20 protein-coding genes are annotated in these 20,291 nt (G+C 73.0%); 12 read left to right on the top strand and 8 right to left on the bottom strand.

Features of this window, described 5'->3' with window-relative positions:
* Positions 1–68: 68 nt before the first annotated feature.
* From WMF24_RS22805 to WMF24_RS22820, 4 genes are all read left to right on the top strand, one after another.
* Complete coding sequence (locus WMF24_RS22805; protein WP_437738544.1) at positions 69–542, top strand: cyclic nucleotide-binding domain-containing protein; 474 nt, start codon at positions 69–71, stop codon at positions 540–542.
* A 123-nt stretch (positions 543–665) separates the two neighbouring features.
* Complete coding sequence (locus tag WMF24_RS22810) at positions 666–1,355, top strand: hypothetical protein (RefSeq protein ID WP_437738545.1); 690 nt, start codon at positions 666–668, stop codon at positions 1,353–1,355.
* Between the two features lie 261 nt (positions 1,356–1,616).
* Positions 1,617–3,056 carry an amidophosphoribosyltransferase gene (purF, locus tag WMF24_RS22815; RefSeq protein WP_437738546.1) on the top strand — a complete coding sequence of 480 codons (1,440 nt, stop codon included), beginning with the start codon at positions 1,617–1,619 and terminating at the stop codon, positions 3,054–3,056.
* A 31-nt stretch (positions 3,057–3,087) separates the two neighbouring features.
* Positions 3,088–4,074, top strand: a complete 987-nt coding sequence (locus tag WMF24_RS22820; RefSeq protein WP_437738547.1) for a hydroxymethylglutaryl-CoA lyase — start codon at positions 3,088–3,090, stop codon at positions 4,072–4,074.
* A 142-nt stretch (positions 4,075–4,216) separates the two neighbouring features.
* Here the strand turns inward: WMF24_RS22820 and WMF24_RS22825 are convergent, their stop codons facing one another.
* Positions 4,217–5,896 carry a MopE-related protein gene (locus WMF24_RS22825; RefSeq protein WP_437738548.1) on the bottom strand — a complete coding sequence of 560 codons (1,680 nt, stop codon included), beginning with the start codon at positions 5,894–5,896 and terminating at the stop codon, positions 4,217–4,219.
* Complete coding sequence (locus WMF24_RS22830) at positions 5,887–6,429, bottom strand: hypothetical protein (protein ID WP_437738549.1); 543 nt, start codon at positions 6,427–6,429, stop codon at positions 5,887–5,889. Before WMF24_RS22830 ends, WMF24_RS22825 begins: the two co-directional genes overlap by 10 nt.
* A gap of 146 nt (positions 6,430–6,575) precedes the next feature.
* On the opposite strand from WMF24_RS22830, the gene WMF24_RS22835 reads away from it, so the two are divergent.
* Entirely contained in the window at positions 6,576–7,556 is a 981-nt protein-coding gene (locus tag WMF24_RS22835) for a lamin tail domain-containing protein (RefSeq protein ID WP_437738550.1), read from the top strand.
* Between the two features lie 120 nt (positions 7,557–7,676).
* Here WMF24_RS22835 and WMF24_RS22840 read toward each other — a convergent pair whose 3' ends face one another.
* The gene (locus WMF24_RS22840) at positions 7,677–8,492 is read right to left on the bottom strand and encodes a peptidylprolyl isomerase (RefSeq protein WP_437738551.1); all 816 of its coding nucleotides are present in this window, start codon (positions 8,490–8,492) and stop codon (positions 7,677–7,679) included.
* Between the two features lie 66 nt (positions 8,493–8,558).
* Between WMF24_RS22840 and WMF24_RS22845 the strand changes: the two genes are divergently transcribed.
* Complete coding sequence (locus WMF24_RS22845; protein ID WP_437738552.1) at positions 8,559–9,263, top strand: DUF192 domain-containing protein; 705 nt, start codon at positions 8,559–8,561, stop codon at positions 9,261–9,263.
* Positions 9,264–9,314: 51 nt separating this feature from the next.
* Here WMF24_RS22845 and WMF24_RS22850 read toward each other — a convergent pair whose 3' ends face one another.
* Entirely contained in the window at positions 9,315–10,142 is an 828-nt protein-coding gene (locus tag WMF24_RS22850; protein ID WP_437738553.1) for an MBL fold metallo-hydrolase, read from the bottom strand.
* A 193-nt stretch (positions 10,143–10,335) separates the two neighbouring features.
* Here WMF24_RS22850 and WMF24_RS22855 point away from each other — a divergent pair, with 193 nt between their 5' ends.
* The 6 genes from WMF24_RS22855 (at position 10,336) to WMF24_RS22880 (ending at position 17,674) form a co-directional block, all read left to right on the top strand.
* Positions 10,336–11,724: a hypothetical protein gene (locus tag WMF24_RS22855; RefSeq protein WP_437738554.1), complete on the top strand. Its 1,389-nt coding sequence runs from the start codon at positions 10,336–10,338 to the stop codon at positions 11,722–11,724.
* A 230-nt stretch (positions 11,725–11,954) separates the two neighbouring features.
* Complete coding sequence (locus tag WMF24_RS22860; protein WP_437738555.1) at positions 11,955–12,851, top strand: formylglycine-generating enzyme family protein; 897 nt, start codon at positions 11,955–11,957, stop codon at positions 12,849–12,851.
* A gap of 104 nt (positions 12,852–12,955) precedes the next feature.
* Positions 12,956–13,855 carry a 1-acyl-sn-glycerol-3-phosphate acyltransferase gene (locus WMF24_RS22865; protein WP_437738556.1) on the top strand — a complete coding sequence of 300 codons (900 nt, stop codon included), beginning with the start codon at positions 12,956–12,958 and terminating at the stop codon, positions 13,853–13,855.
* A gap of 242 nt (positions 13,856–14,097) precedes the next feature.
* Positions 14,098–15,576: a serine/threonine-protein kinase gene (locus tag WMF24_RS22870; RefSeq protein WP_437738557.1), complete on the top strand. Its 1,479-nt coding sequence runs from the start codon at positions 14,098–14,100 to the stop codon at positions 15,574–15,576.
* A gap of 50 nt (positions 15,577–15,626) precedes the next feature.
* Positions 15,627–16,616, top strand: coding sequence for a hypothetical protein (locus WMF24_RS22875; RefSeq protein ID WP_437738558.1), 990 nt, complete (start codon positions 15,627–15,629; stop codon positions 16,614–16,616).
* Between the two features lie 11 nt (positions 16,617–16,627).
* Positions 16,628–17,674, top strand: a complete 1,047-nt coding sequence (locus WMF24_RS22880) for a hypothetical protein (RefSeq protein WP_437738559.1) — start codon at positions 16,628–16,630, stop codon at positions 17,672–17,674.
* A gap of 70 nt (positions 17,675–17,744) precedes the next feature.
* Here the strand turns inward: WMF24_RS22880 and WMF24_RS22885 are convergent, their stop codons facing one another.
* The 4 genes from WMF24_RS22885 to WMF24_RS22900 all read right to left on the bottom strand — a co-directional run bounded on the left by WMF24_RS22885 (position 17,745) and on the right by WMF24_RS22900 (position 20,184).
* Positions 17,745–18,539 (bottom strand): hypothetical protein, encoded by a 795-nt coding sequence (locus tag WMF24_RS22885; RefSeq protein WP_437738560.1) that lies wholly within the window; start codon positions 18,537–18,539, stop codon positions 17,745–17,747.
* A gap of 9 nt (positions 18,540–18,548) precedes the next feature.
* Positions 18,549–19,262 (bottom strand): DUF2914 domain-containing protein, encoded by a 714-nt coding sequence (locus WMF24_RS22890; protein ID WP_437738561.1) that lies wholly within the window; start codon positions 19,260–19,262, stop codon positions 18,549–18,551.
* Positions 19,263–19,475: 213 nt separating this feature from the next.
* Positions 19,476–19,670, bottom strand: coding sequence for a hypothetical protein (locus tag WMF24_RS22895; protein ID WP_437738562.1), 195 nt, complete (start codon positions 19,668–19,670; stop codon positions 19,476–19,478).
* 280 nt (positions 19,671–19,950) lie between these two features.
* On the bottom strand, positions 19,951–20,184 hold the full coding sequence (locus tag WMF24_RS22900) for a hypothetical protein (RefSeq protein WP_437738563.1): 234 nt from the start codon (positions 20,182–20,184) through the stop codon (positions 19,951–19,953).
* Positions 20,185–20,291 lie beyond the last annotated feature (107 nt).

Here is a 20,291-nt window from a genome sequence, read left to right on the forward strand (position 1 = left end):
GTCTTCGCCGCGAGCGCCCTGAAAATTCGCGCCGCGCCCTTCGCCTCGGCTATTCTCCGGGGCAGCTTGTGATCGTCCCCGAACGGATCGAGCAGCTCTCCAAGGTCCCCCTGTTCAAGGGCCTCACTCCGGCCGCGCTCGAGCTCATCTCGCGCGTCGCGAGCGAGGAGACGCACGGCCTCGGCACCAAGATCTTCCAGCACGGGGATCCGGGCGACAAGCTCTACATCCTGCTGGAGGGCAAGGTCCGGATCAGCCGCGAGATCGCCGGGATCGGCGAGGAGGCGCTCGCTGTGCTCGGCCCCGGCGCCGTGTTCGGCGAGATGGCGCTGCTCGACGAGGCCCCCCGGTCCGCCGACGCGCGCGTCCACGAGCGGTGCCGGCTGCTCACCGTGTCGAAGGACGCCTTCGAGGACCTGCTGTTCCTGCACAAGGAGCTCGCGTACGAGGTCCTCTGGAACGTCGTCCGGATGCTCGTCCAGCGGCTCCGCGAGACGAACAACAAGCTCACGTTCCTCTCTGTCTCGGGCAAATTCGAGTAGACTGCGAGCCCTATCGCCCGGCGAATGAGTGCGGGCGCGCGCCGCGAGGCGGCGCGGCCTGCTGCGCGGGGGGCGGTGGTCCGCTCAGCATTGACGAGCCTTTGGAGGAGTATGGCAGCCAGGATGAAGCACGCAGCGCTCGCCCTCGCGCTCTGGATGGGCGCCTTCGCAGGGGCATGTGGCTCCACGACGCCGCCGCCCGAGACGGCGGCCGACAAGGACGACTTCGACGGGGAGACGCTCCCGGGCGACGGCGCGACCGGCGGATCGGAGAGCGCGAAGGCGGACAAGCCCGCGAAGGCAGAGAAGACGGCGGCCGCGGACGAGGGCGAGGACGACGAGATGCCTGCCAAGTCGACGCCGGTCCAGACGACGAAGTTCGAGGCCGATCTGAAGAAGATCGGGATCAACCTCAAGAAGATCCCCGCGCTCGAGAAGCTCCCGTCGGCGCAGAAGAAGAAGGTGATGCCGCTGCTGCAGAAGGCGCTCGGCTACGACACCTGCCAGGGCTGCCACGTCGAGGGCGACTTCAAGAAAGAGACGCGCGACATGAAGGTCGCCCGCGAGATGTGGCGCCACTTCGTGGTGCCGCTCCGCAGCGAGAGCGGCGGCACGCTCTTCTGTGACAGCTGTCACGCAGGGAACGAGCACGTCCTGAACCGCAAGGACAAGAAGGCCCTGCAGGCGTTCATGGAGGAGGAGTACCAGTACAAGCTCGCGCGGGCCGACAAGGAGGACATGGAGTGCGGCACGTGCCACGGCGATGCGATGGAAACCAAGATCATCGAGAAGCTCTGGAATATCCCGGAATAACGGGAGTCGTCCGGACCTCGCTTCCCGCGATCTCCATCCCGCCGCGCAATAACGTGGAATCCCACGCGCCAGGCGCGCCGCGCCCGGTAGAAATTCGTTAGCCCCCTCACATACCTGACGGAGCTGGCCGGGGAACCTGCCCCGCGCGCGGGCCGAGCGCCGCGTCCGCTGCCCGCCGGCGCCGGCGCTCGGCCGCCTCATTCATGACGCCAGATCGCCATGACGGTGGGTCATGCCCCGTTTTCGTACTAGATAGGCTGCATGTGCGGTGTGTTCGGAATCTTTGGCCACCCCGAGGCGGCCAACATGGCCTACCTCGGGTTGCACGCGCTCCAGCATCGAGGGCAGGAATCTGCGGGGATCGTCAGCAGCGACGGGGAGCGCCTCTTCGGCCACCGCGCCATGGGGCGCGTGCAGTCCGGCTTCTCGCCGGCGGATCTCGCGACGCTGCCCGGTGATCGCGCCATCGGCCACGTCCGTTACTCCACGGCGGGCGGCTCGCACCTGAAGAACGCGCAGCCGATCGGCGTCGACTACGCGCGCGGCTCGCTCGCTGTCGCGCACAACGGCAACCTCACGAACCACGAGGCCCTGCGCGAGCAGCTCGAGGAGCGCGGCTCGATCTACCAGACCGCGAGCGACACCGAGTCGATCGTCCACCTCATCGCGATGAGCAAGAAGGAGTCGCTGCGCGACCGCATCGCCGAGGCGCTGAAGCAGGTGGAGGGCGCCTACTCGCTCCTGTTCCTGACGGAGCGCGAGCTCATCGCGGTGCGCGATCCGCGCGCCATTCGCCCGCTCTGCCTGGGCGAGATGCCGGGCGGCAGCGGCGTCGCCCACGTGGTCGCGAGCGAGTCGACGGCGTTCGACCTCATCGGGGCGCGCAAGGTGCGCGACGTCGCGCCGGGCGAGATGGTGATCATCAACGCGGACGGCGTCCGCTCCGAGTTCCCCTTCGCGCCGGAGCAGCGCAAGCTCTGCATCTTCGAGCACGTCTACTTCGCGCGCCCCGACTCGACGATCCAGGGCGTGAGCGTCTACGAGGTCCGCAAGGCGTTCGGCAGGCGCCTGGCGGCCGAGCAGCCGGTCGAGCCGGGAGACGACCTCGTCGTGATCCCCGTGCCCGACTCGGGCGTGCCGGCGGCGATCGGCTTCGCCGACCGCGCGCGCGCGCCGTTCGAGATGGGGCTCATCCGCAGCCACTACGTCGGCCGCACGTTCATCGAGCCGCAGCAGTCGATCCGGCACTTCGGCGTCCGGCTCAAGCTGAACCCGAACCGGGCGGCCATCGAGGGCAAGCGGGTCGTCGTCGTCGACGACTCGATCGTCCGCGGGACGACGAGCCGGAAGATCGTGAAGATGATCCGCGACGCCGGCGCCCGCGAGGTCCACATGCGCATCTCGAGCCCGCCCACGCGCTGGCCCTGCTACTACGGCGTCGACACGCCGACGCGCTCGGAGCTCATCGCCGCGAGCCACTCCGTGGACGAGATCAGGAGCTACCTGACGGCCGACAGCGTGGGCTACCTGTCGCTCGAGGGCCTCGTCGAGAGCGTGCGAACGATCGAGGTGCGCGAGGGCGACGCGGCGGCGGCGCGGCCGTCGGCGGACAGCTACTGCCACGCGTGCTTCTCGGGGAGCTACCCGATCCCCTTCACGCCGTCCGCGTCGAACAGGCAGCTTCGGATGGTCAGCGGTTGACGCTATCCTGCCTGGCGACGAGGGTCTGCCGATGACCGAGGGCACCGCCGAGCACGCCAGCGCGGACCGCGCCGCCCCCGCGCCGCCGCTCTTCGCGCGCGTCGCGGACGAGGTCTCGATCTACGAGGTCAGCCCGCGGGACGGCCTCCAGAACGAGGCGGCGATGATCCCGATCGAGGGCAAGCGGCGGCTCATCGCGGCGCTCGTCGCCGCGGGCCTCCGCCGGATCGAGATCACGAGCTTCGTCTCGCCGAAGTGGGTCCCGCAGCTCTCGGACGCCGAGGAGCTCGCGAGGACGCTCGCCCCCGAGCAGGGCGTGACGTTCAGCGCCCTGTGCCCGAACGCGCGCGGCCTGGAGCGGGCGCTGGCGGTGGGCCTTCGCGAGATCGCCGTCTTCCTGAGCGCGAGCGAGTCGCACAACCGCGCGAACATCAACAAGTCGATCGACGACACGCTCTCGGTGTTCTCGGAGATCGTCCCGCCGGCGCGCGAGGCGGGCCTCGCCGTGCGCGCCTACGTGTCGACGGTGTGGGGCTGCCCGTACGAGGGCGACGTCGATCCGGCGCGCGTCGTGCGAATCGCGGAGCGGCTCATCGATCTCGGCTGCTACCAGGTCTCGCTCGGCGACACGATCGGCATCGGGACCCCGCGGCAGACGCACGACATCGTCCGCCGCTTCCTCGACGCGATGCCGGTAGAGCGGTTCGCGCTCCACCTGCACGACACGCGGGGCACGGCGCTCGCGAACATCCTGATCGGCCTGGAGCTCGGCGTGCGCGACTTCGACGCGTCGGTGGCCGGCGTGGGCGGCTGTCCGTATGCGCCGGGCGCGGCCGGCAACATGGCGACCGAGGATCTCGTGTTCATGCTCCACGGGATGGGCGTCCGGACCGGCATCGATCTCGACAAGCTCATCGAGGCGGGAAACGTCGCAGAGCAGGTCATCGGCCGCCCGCTGCCGGGCAAGGTCCACCGCGCCGGCCCCTTCCGGCTGCGCCGTCAGCCGACCCGGGGCTGAGCCGAGCGCGCCGTCGCGGCGGAGCGCGGGGCCATCCGCGGACGGGCCGACGCGCCCGGTCGCGGACAGGTCGACGCGCCCGGCGGCTGACGGGCCGACGCGCCCGGTCGCGGACAGGTCGACGCGCCCGGCCGGGGGGCTGTCAGTCGCCGGCTTCGCAGCTGAGCCGGGTGAAGAAGACGTGGTGCTCGCCGCCCTCGCGATCGTCGCGGAAGAGGATGCCCACATCGCCCTCGGGCCCGAACGCGGCGACCGGGCTGATGCTGTCGCGGGGCGCGGACGTGAGCCGCTGCTCGGCGCTGAGCGGCACGAGGTCGGCGCTCACGGTGACCGCGTAGAGCTCGTAGCCGTCGTTCTGATCCCGGTCGTCCGAGTAGATCGCGAGCACCCGATCGCCGAGCGCGCGCAGGTGCGGGTACCGCGAGCGGAACGGGCCGGGGTTCGAGATGGCCCTGGGCGCCGCGAGGATCTCGCCGTCCTCCGAGACCGTGGCCGCATAGATGGCCTTGGGGCTCGCGGACTTGTCGAACCACGCGATCACGTAGCGATCGCGGTTCCAGACCACCGTCGGGTAGACCGCGTCGGTCCGGCCGTCCGTCAGCCTGACGACGTCCGAGATCGGCTCGAGCTCGGCGGAGAACGTCCGGAACTGGATGAAGTGGGTCGTCGCGTCGCCCGTGGACCACGCGACGCCGATCCCGCTCTGGCCCGCCGCCGCGGCGGGCGCCTCGTTGCCGAGGCCGTTCGACGCCTCGGTGAGCTGGACGTTCTCGCCGATCAGGTTGCCGTCGATGTCGATGCGCTGGGCGAACAGGTCGAAGATGCCGTTGCGCTCGTCCTGCCAGACGGGGATGAACTCCGCGCCGTTCCACGTGAGCGCCACGTTGACCGAGAAGCCGAACGCGTTCGACAGCCGCCTGTCGCCGCCCTCGACCTTCTGGCCCTCGGCGTCGAGCAGGGAGAAGTACACCTCGTAGTCGCCGTCGCGCCGGTCCTGCCAGGCGGCGCCGTACCGGTCGCCGACCCACACGATCGGCCCGCCAGAGGCGTCGCCGTTCTTCGGCGTGATGATCTCCTCGCCGGGCGGGAGCTTCTCCCCGTCGGCGCTGATCATCGAGCGGTACAGGTTGAAGCCCTGCGTCGTCCCCGTGTAGAGCGCCGCGTAGGACGTCCCGCTCCAGGCAAGGCCGCCCGCGCCGGCCGGCGCGATGTCGCCCGAGACGCGCGTCGCGTTGCCGTCGATCGGCACGAAGCGCGCCCCGTTGTCGACCGTGCCGTCGCAGTCGTTGTCGACGCCGTCGCAGATCTCGCGCCCGCCGGGGAAGGCCGCGGCGCTCGCGTCGTCGCAGTCGTCGCCGCACGAGAGCGGCTCGCCGGGGATCGTGCCGGGCAGCGCCGCGCGGAACCCGTCGCCGTCGGTGTCGAGCGTCGACGGCCCGTAGGCGCACATCCCGGTCGCGCTCTCGCAGCTGTCGCGGGTGCACGGGTCGCCGTCGTCGCAGTCGACCGGCGGGAGCTCGACGCACGTCCCGCCGCGCCGCTGCGCCGTGCCCCCCGGCACGCCGTCCGGCGGGGGCGGCGCGCCCGCGTCGGGCTGCTCCGCCTCGAAGAGCTGGCAGAACACCGGCTTGCACAGATCGTCGGCGCCGGGGCAGTCGGCGTCCACCTCGCACTCCGGCGCAGGCGGCGGGATGTTCAGCCCCGTCCGCGCCCCGCACCCGCCGGAGAGCGCGCCGCCCGAGGCGGCGATCCCGAGCAGGATCAGCGCCAGCGCCGTATTCCGATGAGCATGACGAGCCAGAGGACGCCTCGTCACAAGCATCCGCCCATCCCCGCGACGTCGATCGGCTCGCACACGAGCCCCGGACTGCAGCGATCGTCGCCGCGGAGCTCGCAGAGCTGGACGCACTGCGTGCCCGAGCCGGTCACGACGCAGGCGAACCCGGCGCCGCACTCGCCGCCGCCGCTGCACGGGTCGCCCTGCCCTCCGGAGCCGGCCAGCGCGCAGTAGGCGCCGTAAATCTCCTGCCCGCACGGCTCGATCGGATACTGCACGTAGATGAAGCACCCCTCTCCGGGGCCGCAGTGGCCGCTCGACTGATCGTAGGGATCGCAAGCGAAGTCGGTGATCGGCTCCACGTCGGGACAGCCCGGGTCGACGTACTCCTCGAGCGGATCGGTCCCCGCGTCCTCGCCTCCCTCGCCGTTCTGGACGGGCGGCGCTCCGGCCACGCCGCCCCCGCCGCCGGCTGCGGGATCGTCCACGATGACTGTCTGGCCGCACCCCGCAGCGAGGCCGAGCGCGGGGAGCGGTAGACAGAGAAGTGTCAGGAGGAGCGAGAAGCGCCGTCTCATGGCGCCATGCTATCGATTCCTCGCGCGCCCGCCACGCCTTTGGCGGCGCAGGCACCGTCCTGACGCGAACGCGAGCGGTGGATCGTTTCCTCCAGGCTGCAATCCCACTTGCCTGTTGGCCGGCGCTCTGATGTATCTCTCACCCAATGCACAAGCGCAACCTGCTCAGTATCGCACTCCTCGCTGCCTCCCCCCTGGCGTTCGCCCACCTCATGGCCTGCGGCGGTGACGACGCGACCGGCGGCGGCGGGGCGAGCTCCTCGAGCACCACGTCGAGCTCCACCGGCGAGGGCGGCGCCGGCGGCGCGGGCGGCGGAGAGACCGGCGGCGGCGGCGCGGGCGGCGACGGCGGCGCGGGCGGCGACGGCGGCGGCGGTGGCGAGGTCAGCGGCGAGCCCGCCGGCCACGTGCTGATCTCGGAGATCGTCGTCGCGCCGGGAGCGGCGGAGTTCATCGAGATCTGGAACCCGACCGACACCGACGTCGACCTGACGAACTACTACCTATCCGACAACACCATTTATTATCGCATCGCCCAGGGGGAAGCGTGGGCGCCGAGCGGCAGCGCAGGTACGGACTTCCTTGTCCAGTTCCCTGCCGGGACCGTGATCGAGGCAGGGAAGCACCTCGTGCTCGCGACCCACGACGGCTTCGAGCTCGAGTACGACCGCTGCGCCGACTTCGCGCTTGACTCGACGGCCATCCCCTGCGGGGGGGAAGACGTGCCGCCCATGCTCGCGCCGACGAACGGCGCGCTCGGCGCGCAGTCCGGCGGGCTGCTCACCGGCGACGGCGAGATGGTGATCCTCTTCGAGTGGGAAGGCACGGAGGGCAGCCCGGTCAAGGACGTCGATTACGTCATCTGGGGCGAGGATCTCGGGAACTCGGAGATGGCGTACAAGACCGGGGAGCGCGGTTATGCCGATGACACCTCGCGCAGCAGCCAGCGGTCGGCCGCTGTCGCCGGCGACCGGCAGAGCATCGTCCGCTGCAGCGATCGCGAGGTCGGCGAGCTGTTGACGGAGGGCAACGGCCTCACCGGGCATGATGAGACGAGCGAGTGGCTCGACGTCAGCTTCACCCTGGCGACAACGCCCTCGCCCGGCGAGGCGAACGACTGCGAGTAGCCGCCCGCGCGTTCACGCGAGCGGCGCGCAACGGAAGGCTCAGCCCGAGCTCGGGCCGTCGCCGCGCGGCGACGGGGCCCGAGCTGGGCGGCGCGGCCGGCGTCCAGCGCCGGGAAGGCGCTACTGCCGGGTGATCGTCACCTTCTTGATGACGGGCGGGTTGACCGGGCGCTCGCCCTTGACCTCGACGCTCGCCAGCTTGTGGACGAGCTCCTCGGGCCCGCACTCGCCGAAGATCGTGTAGCCGCCGTCGAGGTGGAACGCCGCCGCATCGGTGATGAAGAACTGGGCCGAGTTCGTGTTCTTGCCGCGGTTCGCCATGCACAGGAGGCCCGGGCGGTCGTGGCTGCCGTCCTCCCAGACCTCGTCGGGGATCACGTAACCGGCCTCGCCGGTGCCGTTCTTCTTCGCGTCGCCGCCCTGGATCATGAATCCCTTGATGATCCGGTGGAAGATCGTCCCGTCGTAGGCGGGCTTCTTCTCCCACTTGCCCTCCGGCGTCTTCCACGGCCGGATCCCGCGCGCCAGGCCGACGAAGTTGGCCACCGTGATCGGCGCCTTGTCGTCGAACAGCTTGCACGACAGCGTGCCGAGGTCGGTCTCGATCGACGCGGTCAGCGCCTTGCCTGCCGGCAGGCCCTTCGTGGCGTCCTCGAGCGTCCACTTGCCCTTGAGCGGGTCGTCCTCGCTCGGCTTGACCTCGGCGACCGGCTTCGCTGTGACCTTGCGCCGCTGCGGCTGAGGGCGCTCCTTCTTCTCTTCCGCCCTGTCCCCGGCCTGCCCCGACGCGGGCGCTCCCGTCGACGCGGGCGTCGTCTTCGGCGCCTGCTTCGGCGCCTCTTCGGCCGTGGGCTCCGGGGTCTTTGAACATCCGGCGAGGACCGCCAGCGCGGCGAGCGTGGCGATGGACTGGGTGGCGAGGGCTCGGACAATCATCGTGCGAGGATTTCGCGCGTCGCGGTCCTGCGGTCAAGGACGAGCCTCGCCATGGTAGGAAGCGGCATGAGCTCGCGCTGCGCCCCCGCGACCCGTCTGTCCACGCTCGCCTCGCTCGCCTCGCTCGTCCCGCTTGCCCCGCTCGCGCCCGCCCTGGGCGCGCTGCTGTTCGGGGTCGCCCTCGGCGCGTGCGAGCGCCGCGTGGACGAGCCGATCCCGGTCGCGCCCCGCGGCGACGCGCTCGACCGACCCGCGCCGGAGGCCACGCCGCCCGAGCCGGCCGCGACGCCGAGGGACGCGCGCTGCATCGAGCCGACCCCGGCGACGCCGGAGCGGCCGCCGCCGAGCCGCGTCGGCCCGGATCCCGCGTGCCCCGACGACCCGACCGGCCCGTTCCAGCTCGCGACCGGCAAGGTGGTCTTCCTCGACACGAAGGCGCCCGACGTCACGGTCGAGATCGCGCGGAAGGAGAAAGAGCGCGCCCGCGGGCTCATGTACCGCAAGCACATGGCGGACAACCGCGGGATGATCTTCGTCTTCGAGCAGCGGACCCACCACGCGTTCTGGATGCACAACACGTGCATCCCGCTCGACATGCTGTTCATCGACAGCGATGGAACGATCGTCGGTATCGAGGAGAACACCCCGACGCTCACCGACTCGACCTTCGACGTCGGCTGCCCCTCGACGTACGTCCTCGAGGTGAACGCCGGCTGGACGCGGCGCCACGGCGTCGTCGCGGGCCAGAAGGTGCGGCTCGAGGGCATCTGACGCGCGGCCAGGGCGCTCGACGGCGGCCGGCGCGGCGCCGCTCGACGCGGGTCACATCGCCGAGAACAGATCGAGCTGGCGCGGCGGCGAGAGCGGGGCGCGGGCCGCGCCGGGCGGCGGGGCCGTGTCGAGGACGAGCGGCCCGCGCGGCGGCGCGGCGAGCAGGCGGGTGCGCCTGCCGGCGAGCGCCGCGCGCGCGGCGTCGAGCGCGAGATCCGGGCGGTTGTTGTTCTCGGAGAGGTGCATCAGCGCGACCGTGTGCGTGCCGCCGGGCAGCGCCGCGAGCAGCGCGCACGCCTGCGCGTTCGACAGGTGGCCGCGCGCCGAGCGGATCCTGCGCTTGAGGTGCTGCGGGTACGGGCCGGCGTCGAGCATGTCCTCGTCGTAGTTCGACTCGAGCATCAGCACGTCGCAGCCGGCGACGTGCTCGAGGAGCCCCGGCGGGATCTCCCCGAGGTCGGTGGCGAGCGCGGCCCGCCGCGCGCCGTCGTCGACGACGAGCGCGACCTGCGCCGCGTCGTGCGGCAGCGGCCTCGGCGAGAACGTGAGCGCGCCGATCGCGAACGGCTCGCGCGACGAGAAGAGCCGGACGCGCTCGGGATCGCCGAGCTCCGCGGCCCGCGCGGTGGCCTCGGAGGCGTAGACCGGGATCTTGTGCTTCTTGTTGTACTTCGCCGCCACGCCGACGTGGTCTGCGTGCGCGTGCGTGACGACGATCGCGTCGGGCGCCCAGCCCAGCGCGCCGCCCGCGCCGGCCGCCGCGAGGCACTGCCCGAGCACGCGGGGCCCCACGCCCGCGTCCACGAGGACGCGCGTGCCGCGGGACGCGAACAGGGTGGCGTTGCCCCCGCTCCCGCTCGCGATGATGGTGATCTGCATGCCGGGCTCCGCGGAACGGACGACGGTGACGACGGTGACGACGGTGACGACGGGACGACGGGACGACGGGACGACGGACGGGAACGCGTGGCTCTCGTGAGCCGTAGCGCAGGCGAGGGCCTGTCCGCAAGCGCGCTGAGCCGCGCGAAGCGCTCGCGAGGGCGCTCGAACGACGCTAGAGGGAATTTACCCCGTGGCGCCTTCCTCACGCCCCTTTCCCCGCACCCTCCCCGATCCCGGACCGGAGGCGCCGCACGGCGGCGCCCCTGAGGCGCCGCCCGGCGCTGGTGGTCCCGGTGACACCCGCGGCAGGCGGCGCCGCCGCGCCGCGATCGCGGCGCTCGCCGTCGTCGCCGTCCTCGCGGCCGCCGTCGCCGCGCTCGTCGTGCTCGGCCCCCCCGCGATCCGCCGGCACATCATCGCCGAGGCCCGCGCGCGCGGCGTCGCGCTCGATCCGGGCGCGATCGACCTGGGCCTCGGCGCCGTCCGCCTGCGCGGCGCGCGCTTCTCGCTCCTCGGGGTGCGCGGGCTCTCGGGCACGATCGCGCGCGCCACGATCGAGCTGCGCGGGCTCTCGCCCGCGCGGATCGCGGCGGACGGCGTCGACATCACCCTCGCTGGGATCGACGCCCTGGAGGGCCTTCCGGCGTGGGCCGCCCAGCACGGCGCGCGCGCGGCGGCGCTGCCGCTCACAACGAGCGGCGTCCGCATCGGTTACCGGGATCGCGACGGCGCGCCGGAGGTCCTCGCGCTGGCCGACGGCGCGCTCCAGGCCCGCGCGGCCGGCGCGCCGGGCGCCGCCGCGCCGCTGCCCGGCGCGCCCCGGCTCGAGGCCGGCGTGCTGAAGCAGGCGCGCGTGCTGTGGGCCGGCAAGGAGATCGCGCGCACCGACGTCGCCTGGTCGATCGGCGCGGAAGCGATCGCGCTGGGCTTCGGCGGCGAGGACGCCCTCGCCGCGCCGCTGCGGGCCGAGATCCGGCCGCGGCCCTCCCCGAGCGCCGCGATCTCCCTCGCGCCGACGCCGCTCTCCGCGGTCGGCGCGCTGCTCGGCGTCGACGTCGGCGCCTCGAAGATGGTCGTCTCCGGCACGCTCGAGCTGCGGCTCGCCGAGGGGGCGGACCGGACGGCCCTGTCCGAGGCGCCGCTGGAGGGCCCGATCGCGCTCACCGTGAAGGGCTTCACCCTTCCCCACCCCAAGGAGCTCGACGGGCTGCTCTTCGGGGACACCACCACCGTCAAGGCGGACGCGCGCATCTCGGCGGATCGCCAGCGCGTCGCGCTCGGCGGGGTCGAGGTCGCCGCCGGCGCGCTGAAGCTCGCAGGGACGGGCACGATCCAGCGCGAAGGCGCGGACGCGGCCATCGGTATGGATCTCTCCGGATCCATCCCGTGCTCGCTCCTGGCCGGCTCCGCCGCGATGTCGCACCTGACCGGCGCCGTGGGCCTCCTCGCGCGCGATCTGGTGAGCCGCACGCTCGCGGGCACGGTGGCGGTCCGGGCCCGCGTCGACGCGCGCGCGAGCCGGCTGACCGCCGCGCGCGTCACCCCGAGCGCGATCCTCCGCTGCAAGCTCCGCCTCTAGCCCGAGGCGCGCGCCCGCTTCACCGCCCCCGGCGGGTGGCTCCGTCCCGGTGCAGCGAGGGACGATGAAGGAACACGTGTGGAAGCGAACCGCGGAGACGACGCCGTGGACGAGGGTCGATGTCGGCGACGAATTGACGCGATGAACCGCGGTGCGAGGCGCGCGCGGCGCGGCGCGCTCGCTCGACGGCAGACCGCCGCTCTGGCACCCTGTTCGATGAGGAGCCCGCAATGCGCCCTGGAGCTCTCCCGTTCGCGCTCGCCGCTCGGATCGCCTCGCTTCTCTGTCTCGCGTCGCTCTTCAGCGCTTCCTGCGACGGAGATCTCGGCCTCGGCAGCGGCGCGGACGACGCCTCGGGCGGCGGCGGGGCAGCGGCGGCGTCCTCCGCCACGTCGGTCGCCGCCTCGACGTCGGCCGGCAGCGGCGGCGCGGGCGGCGAGGGCGCGGCCGGCGGCGCGGGCGGTGGGGGCGCGGCCGGCGGCGCGGGCGGCGCCGGGGGAGAGGGCAGCGGCGGGGTCGACGAAGGCGCCGCCCCCCTCGACACGCAGCCCGAGCGGCCGTGCCCGCCCGACATGGTCGTGGTCGAGGGATACTGCATCGATCGCTTCGAGGCGCCGAACGAGGAAGGCGCCCTGCCGCTCGTGATGGAGAGCGCCGTCTCGGCGCACGCGTGGTGCGAGGCGCGCGGCAAACGCCTCTGCACCGAGGACGAGTGGGACACGGCGTGCCAGGGGCCCGAGGGGTTCGTGTATCCGTACGGGAACACCCACGAAGCGGAGCGCTGCAACGACAACAAGACGTGGAGAGCGCCCGACGAGCGAGCGCTGAGCACGTGGCCTTCCGAGGAGGCGCTGGCCGAGGTCGAGGCCCTGTACCAGGCCGAGCCGAGCGGCTCGCGCCCGGGGTGCGTGAGCGGCTTCGGGGTCCACGACATGACAGGGAACGTCGAGGAGTGGGTGGTGCGCACAAAGTACCACGTGAACGAGTATCCTCACGTCCTCAAGGGCTGTTACTGGTCCGGCTGCTTCGGCGGCGCGAAGCCGCGGTGCGCCTCGACGAACCCGGCGCACGCGGACGGGTTCCGCTTCTACGAGACCAGCTTCCGCTGCTGCCGCGACATCCAGTAATCGACGCGCGTCGACGCGCGTCGACGCGCCGCGCCCGCGCCGCCGCGGCGAGATCCAGGATCCGCTTCCCCTCGGTCGCGCCGCAGGCTAGGGCACCGGGAACGGTGCTGACCCAACCGAGAGAGCCCCGCCCCGGCCTCGACGCCTTGAAGGACGCGATCGCCGCGTTCTCCGCCAAAGGGCGCGAGCGCGCCCGCCCGGACGACCTCGACGCGCGCGACCCGGCGTTCATCGCCCGCGTGCTCCCGCTGCTCGGGCTGCTCTACGACGACTACTTCCGCTGCGAGACCGAGTTCGAAGAGGAGCTGCCCGACGGCCCGTTCCTCGCCGTCAGCAACCACAACGCGATGACGGGGATGCCGGACATGTACTGCCACATGACGGCGTACTGGCGCCGTTATGGGCCCTCGCGCCTGGCCTACGGGCTGATGCACGACCTGCCGTTCAACGTCCCGAAGGCCGGCCCCTGGCTCAACGCCTGCGGCGCCATCGCCGCGAGCCAGGAGAACGCGCGGCGCGCGCTCGCCCGCGGCGCGGCGGTGCTCGTGTTCCCAGGCGGCGATCTCGACGCGTGCAAGCCCACCTCGGCGCAGTACACGATCCGCTTCGGCCGGCGCCGCGGCTTCGTCCGGCTCGCCATCCGCGAGGGCGTGCCGATCGTGCCGATCGTCAGCGCGGGCGCGCACCAGTCGCTCTACATCGCCACGGACGGGAGCAGGCTCGCCGAGCGGCTCCGCCTCCCGCAGCTCGCGCGCTCGAACGTCGCGCCGCTCGGCCTCGCGCTGCCGTGGGGGCTCATCGTCGGCATCCCGATCCCCCATGTGCCCCTTCCGGTGAAGATCCACACACGCGTGCTCCGCCCGCTCCACCTCGGTCTCCCGAGGGAGGCCGCCAGCGATCCGGACGAGGTCGAGCGCGCGTTCGCGCGGGTCGTCGCGCGGATGCAGGCCGGGATGGACGAGCTCCGGGCGGCCGGCAGGCACGGCCTCTTCCCGCGCGGTTGACGGGCAATCCACGGGACGATAGCAAGGCGATGGCGCCCCCGTGAGTGTGCGTGGCGCGCGTGACGCGCGTGACGTCAGATTCCCACTCGGCGGTCGTTTGCGCGCGCCGAAGCGCGGGGCTCGCTCCCGGGTGCGCCGCTCGCGCCTCGCCCCGCCGGGACCTGCGCGCGCGATAAAGGGCGATGGGCCGTCGCGCGGCTCTCGGAAAACCGGGTCCGTTCATGTAGGCTTGAGCGCCAGCCGTGACCCCCGACCGCACCGCGCAGCTCCTCGCACCGGTGGCCCAGCCCGGTGAGCTCATTGCGGCCAAGTACCGCGTCGAGCGGGTCGTGGCGATCGGCGGAATGGGCGTCGTCCTCGCCGCGCGCAACGAGGATCTCGACCAGAAGGTCGCCATCAAGATCCTTCGCCAGGACGCGCTCGCGAACCAGGAGGCCGTGGCGCGCTTCCTGCGCGAGGCGCGCACGGCGGCGCGCCTCCAGGGCGAGCACGTGGCGCGCGTGTTCGACGTCGGCACCACCGAGAGCGGGGTGCCGTTCATGGTGATGGAGTTCCTGACCGGGCTCGATCTCCAGCAGGTCATCGACGCCCACGGCCCGCTGCCGATCCAGGACGCTGTCGACTACGTGCTCCAGGCGCTGGAGGCGGTGGCCGAGGCGCACGCGGCCGGCGTCGTGCACAGGGACATCAAGCCTTCGAATCTGTTCCTGGCCGAGCACACGGACGGGACACGGCACATCAAGGTCCTCGATTTCGGCATCTCGAAGGGGCAAGGGCTCGACTCGCCCGCGGAGCCGGGGCTCACGTCGACAAAGCAGGTGATGGGCTCGCCCGGGTACATGTCGCCCGAGCAGATGATGGCGCCGAGGACGGTCGACGGGCGCGCCGACGTGTGGTCGGTCGGTGTGCTCCTGTACACGCTCGTGACGGGCGAGCAACCGTTCCAGGGCGAGACGGTCGCCGCGGTGATGGCGAACATCCTGCACCAGCCCGTGCCGCGGCTCCGCGACAAGCGCAGCGACGCGCCCGCCACGCTGGAGCGGATCGTCGCGCGCTGCCTGGAGCGCGACGTGAGCGCGCGCTACGCGAACGTCGCCAAGCTCGCGCAGGCGCTCGAGCCGCTCGGATCGAGCTTCGCGAAGCTCTCGACCTCGCGCATCCAGAGCGCGATCGGCGCGGCGTCGCCGGCCGGGCAGACGCTGCTCAACTCCAGGGCGGCCGAGGACAGCGACCGGCTGTCCGGCGCGTCGTGGACGCACACGAGCTCGCGCCGCAGGTCGCGGCGCAAGCTGCTCGTGGCCGCCGGCGCGGCCGCGCTGCTCGCCGGCGCGATCGGCGTGGGGGTGTGGCTGATCGGGGGCCCGCGCGTGGCGCGCGAGACGGCGGAGACGCCGAGCGCCGCGGCGGCGCGCGAGCCCGGGCCCGCCTCGGCCGCTGGCAGCGGCGAGCCCGCCGGCAGCGGCGCGCTCGCCCCCGCGCCGCTCGCGCCGGCGCCGACCGCCGCGGCCTCTGTCTCCGCGGCGACGGCCGCCGCCGCGGCGAGCCCCGCGGCGCCCGCGCCCGCTGCACCGACCGCGTCGCCGAGCGCGGCGCCGGCGGGCGACGCCGCGCCGGGCGACCGACCGAGGGCCACGGCGTCCGGAGCGCCGCAGAAGCCTGGCCTCCCGCCAAAACCGCCGAAGTCGACAAGCGAGGACGATATGCTGAGGAGCCGCCATTGAGACCGTCACGAGCGCGACACGCGGGCGCATGGATCGCGCTGCTGTCCGGGATGAGCCTGACCTCGCCGCTGTGGGCCCAGCCGACCCCGGCGGACAAGGCCCTCGCCGAGGGGTTGTTCCAGGACGGCAAGCGGCTCATGGACGAGGGCAAGCTCCAGGAAGCGTGCCCCAAGCTCGCCGAGAGCCAGCGCGTGGACCCCACGGTCGGGACGCTGCTCAACCTGGCCGTTTGCCACGAGAAGGAGGGCAAGACGGCGAGCGCGTGGGCCGAGTTCAAGGAGGCGTCCGCGCTCGCGGCGAGCGCGGGGCAGCAGGATCGCGCGCAGTTCGCGGCCCGGCGCGGCTCGGAGCTGGAGGCCCGGCTCACGCGCCTCGTGCTGGAGGTGGCGCAGCCGGCGCCGGGGATGTCGCTCACGCTGAACGGCAAGGACCTCAGCGCGACAGCGGCAACGGGCTCGGGCATCCCCGTCGATCCGGGCACGGCGACGATCGAGGCAAGGGCGCCGGGCAAGCAGCCCTGGTCGCAGCAGGTGACGCTCGATCCCGGGCCGAGCACGATGCGGGTGACGATCCCGCCGCTCGCGGACGTCGCCCCCGCGGCCCCGGCTGCGGCGGCCTCCCCTGCCCCACCGCAGCCGGCGCCCCAGGCGCCGCCCGAGGCCGCGGCGCCCGGGGCTCCCCGCGCGAGCGGCAGCCCGATGCGCACGCTGGGCTTCGTCGCCGGCGGCGTCGGGCTCGCCGGGATCGGCGTGGGCGCGGTGTTCGGGGTCCTGACGATGCAGAAGGCCAGCGACGTCGAGGCGGGCTGCAGCGGCAACTTCCGCTGCAGCCGGGCGGACGTCGAGGCGAACGAGAGCGCCCAGACGACCGCGATGGTCTCGAACATCGCGATCGGCGCCGGTCTTGCGTGCGTCGGGGCCGGCGTCGCGATGGTGCTGCTGTCCGGATCGACGGAGAAGGCCGCCGCGGCCGAGCGCGTGTGGGTCGCGCCGAGCGTCGCGGCGGACGGCGGGCGCGTGACGCTCGGAGGGCGGTGGTGATGCGAAGCTCGATGGGTTCTGCGGCGGCGCTCGCGCTCGCCGCGCTCGCGCCGTGCCTCCAGGGCTGCGCGCAGATCGCGGGGCTCGAGGACCGCGAGGTGACGCCGCTGATCACGATCGCCGACGGGCAGGCGGGGCCGCGCGCGATCGCGCTCGACGAGCAGGCGATCTACTGGGCCAACGAGCGGAGCGACGGGGCGCAGGGGAGCGCCGCGGGCGGCGCGCTCCGGATGCAGATCAAGGACGACTTTGCGGTCGTCGACCTGCTCCAGCCTTCCAGCGAGTCGCCCGAGGCCGTCGCGGTGGACGCGACGCACATCTACTGGTCGAGCACCGACAGCGAGCGCGCCGACGAGAGCTGCGAGGGCGAGATGACCGACCGCGACAAGCTGCTGAGGATGCCGAAGGACGCGGCGCTCCCCGTCGCCCTGGACACCGAGCAGATGGCCCTCTGGATGGGCTGCGGCAGGATCAGCGCCATCGCGGCCGGCGACGCCCAGGTCTATGGCGTGCGGACCCGGGGCCACCGCGTCAACTGGGAGCGGAAGGACGGGACCGACGACGGCAATTACCCCACGGGGGTCGATGTCCCGACCGGGGCGCCCGCCGGCGTCGCCGCGGACGGGGACATCGTCTATTTCACCGACCAGAGCACGGGCGAGATCTTCGTCGACGACACGGGCGACGAGGAGAAAGAGAGGGTTCTCCTCGATGGGCTCGATATGCCGGGCCCGATCGTCGCGGATGAGACCAACCTCTACTGGCTCACGCCCGACGGCGTCCTCCGGTATCCGCGGAGCGCGCCGGCGGGAGAGGCGCCCGTGGCGCTCCTCGACAAGCTGTCCAGCGCCCCCACCGGGATCGCCGCCCACGGCGACCACGTCTACGTCACGGTCAGGGCGGCGGGGGACGTCTACAGGCTCCGCAAGGACAACACCGCCGTGCCGGAGGTGATCGCGCCGGGCCAGGAGGGCCCGACGGGCATCGCCGCGGACGCGTCGGGCGTCTACTGGACGAACACCGACTCCGGAGAGATCGTCCGGTTCAACGACGAGTGACGCGCCGCGCGCGCAGGGGCGCGCTCCACAGCGCCCCCTGCGCAGCCGTGCGGCGATCGCCCGACGGCGCCTACTCGATCTGCAGATGGTAGTGGGGCGGCCGTGACTCCTCGAGCGCGAGCACGCCGCCGACCTCCTCGATGCCGTCCAGGAAGGCGCGCTTGTCGGCAGGCGTCATGTCCCGGTTCCGGACGTCGACAGCGCCCTCCCTGAGGTGCGCCGAGATGAACACGCCGCGGTCGATCTGGGCGCGGATGACGTCCTCGAGCGCCTCGACGAGCGCCTCGGGGGGCTGCTCGGCCGCGAGGCCCTCCTCGTAGGCGCTCTTGATCTCGCGCGCCGCCGCCTTGTCCTTGTAGAGGCCGAGGACGTCGGCCCCGTGCCGGAAGAGCTCGTGCATGGCCTCGGCCTGCCGCGCCGGGTCCCGCGTGCCGCTCGTGACGACCAGCTCCTTCCCGGTCCGCCGGAAGTAGGCGTCGGCGATGTCCGCGAGCTTCTCCTCCACGGGGGGCGCGAGGGAGACGCCGGGCAGGAGCACGTAGCGACGCTCCTCGTCCGACGCCGAGGACGCGGCGCGCCGGGGCGCAGCGCTCGCCGGCGGAGCGCCCTCGACCGGCTCGTCGTCGTCGAGGTCCGGGACCTGCAACGAGAGCACCCTGGCCGCGGGGCCGTCGGGCACCCAGAAGTTGAGCCCCACCTGCTCGCCGGGGCCGCGGGCGGTCGCGGGCGAGCGTCGCGCCCCGGCGAGCCCGGGCTCCGGGGCGACGCGGGCGACGCAACCTCCCGCGACGAGCGCGAGCGCGAGGACGGCGGCACGGCGGGCGCCCCGGAGGGCGGCGGGGCGCGAGCGGAGCGTGCAGACCACGGGCGCCTCCTACTTCGTGATCGTGAACGACGCGCGCGCGAGCTCCTTGCCCGCGGCGTCGCTGACCGTCACCGCCCAGAGCCCGGCCGCGCGCGCCTTGCGCGTGGCCGCCCACGTCCGGAAGCGCCGCTGCGCGCCGACCGCGAGGGGAATGCGCAGCGGCGCGCCCCCGTCGGGCGGCGTGAAGGTGACGCTGATCTCCGAGGCGGCCCGGTCCTTGTTCGCGAGCTCGACGAAGGCGTAGATGCGGTCGACGTCCGCGCTCGCGAACGAGGTCGCGGGCTCGAGCGGCTCGCGGTCGGCGATGCCCCTCGAGACGACGAGCCGCACCACCTGGAGCTCGGGCGCCGCGGTCGCGCGCTCGTCGGCGCCGACGCCCGACGCCGCGCGCCCGGCGCCCTCCACGGCCGACCCCGACCGGCGGCGCCGCTCCCGCGCCGCGCCGCGGGCCGATGGCGACGTGTCCGCCCCGTCGAGGCGGCCCGCACCGCCGCGGCTCTCCCTGGCGGCGGCGTCGTCCGCGGTCGCCGGCCTCGCCGCGGTTTCGCCATCCGGCGCGCTCGCCTGTCCGTCGGCTCCGTCGCCTTGCCTCGCGCGGGCCGCGCGGCTCAGCGCGGGAGCCTCTTCCCGGCCGATCTGCGCGACGACCTCGCGCGGGTCGCTGCAGCCGAGCGCACCGAGCGCCGCCCCGCCGAGAGAGGCAGCCGCGAGCGCCAGGACCATCGTTTTCCGCCTCGTTCGCCGGGTGTCCACACCGACGAGGTGCCACGATTCAGCGGAGGGGGCGAAAAAACGGCAACCCGGCGGCCGGAGCGCGGGTCGCCGTACAGGTCGCGCGGCGCGCACCGCGTGCGCGGGTCGGTCGGTGTGGAAGACACGCCGGTCGGCGCGGAGCGAGCGCGGCGCCGGGCAGACCCCGGGGCGCGGCCCCCCTGATCAACGCTTCGGACGTGACCAGCGAGGACTGTTTACCAGCTCACCTTCCTTGGAAGGACCGAAGTTCGCGATCGCGCTGTCCTCGATCATCAGGATGAGCAGCCCTCCGCTCGCGCCTCGTGCCGTCGTCGCCCGGGATGCCTGGCTTGTCTCCCGTGGCGCGTGGTACGAGCCTTCCGCTGCGATCTGCTTCATCTCGAGCTCCTTGGCACTTCCGTCTGGCTGTCACCCCGGTCTGCTGTCTGGCTGCACTTCCGTGCACCCTGTCCGGGGGTGAAAACTGGTCTGGGCGCGAATGCGCCGACGGTCGCAGAATAGTCACGGCGGCGACTCAAAATCATCAGGAAAGAGGGTTTCCCCGACGATTTCTGTCCGGCGCCGGCCGGTTGACCTCGTTCACCGCGTCAGATCACGTACGCGGCACGTAGGGAGTCGCGTGGCCACGCACGATTCCGTTGTACGTAAAACGAGCCCGTCAGCGGCGGCCGAAGCCGGCGAGCTGGCGGCCGGCGGCCACCACCTCATCGCAGTCGACGCAGCGCAAGGTGCCGTCGACAAGCTCCATGCTGCCCAGGCTGCCGCACTCGGGGCAGCGGTTGGCGAGCTGGTGCTTGCTCTCCTCGCAAAGCCGGTTGTTCTCCGCCTCGGCCTCCGCCTCGGCGCGGAATATCTCGGCCGGCGTGCGCGCGTCGCGCTTTCGGTCGTCCATGGTGGGGCGCAACGTACCACGGGCGCAGAGCGCCGCGACCCCGGAGCGCCTGAGCGCGGACGTGGCATCGAGTGTAAGCCCTCGGCCCGGCTCGCACGTACAAGAGA

Source organism: Sorangium sp. So ce1335 (assembly GCF_051521615.1).
Lineage (GTDB): Bacteria > Myxococcota_A > Polyangia > Polyangiales > Polyangiaceae > Sorangium.